A 428-nucleotide genomic window follows, 5' to 3' on the forward strand; every position below is an offset into this window, starting at 1 on the left:
GGGTATACGGATTTAATGGTTGATGGGGCACCTTCACCCCATCAATCTGATACCACCCTCAGATGGTTGATAGATCGACTCCGTAGTTGAGTTCCTCTGCGAAGTCCGGCAGTCCGTAACCGATGGTTTTCTTGTAGAAAGGAGAGACCTTCGCAGTCGGTGCCTTCTTCTTGTGCTTCGTGGTGTAGAGCATTCGTGCCCGCATCACCTCGAAGGAGTAACCGCGCCCTTCACGGTTCTTGTCCTTGGCCAGTCGGTTGATGGACTCCGTGTAAGCGTTGGTGACGGGCATGTCCGTCTCGAAGTAGGTCATGGTCTCTTCGCGCCAGTTTCCCACTGCCCTGACCAGATCGCTCCAGACTTCCTTTTGGCCCTTCGGGATGGTGGCTATCCACTCGTCCAGGGCGGCTTCTGCCTGGAGCCGTGTG

At 55.8% G+C, this 428-nt stretch carries 1 protein-coding gene; it reads right to left on the reverse strand.

Annotated elements, in window-relative coordinates:
• Window positions 1–58 precede the first annotated feature (58 nt).
• On the reverse strand, window positions 59–428 hold a 370-nt coding region (locus CXF87_RS12430), incomplete at its 5' end, for a transposase (protein WP_198556095.1).

Source organism: Halomonas sp. MES3-P3E (genome assembly GCF_002836035.1).
Classification (GTDB): Bacteria; Pseudomonadota; Gammaproteobacteria; order Pseudomonadales; family Halomonadaceae; genus Vreelandella; species Vreelandella arctica.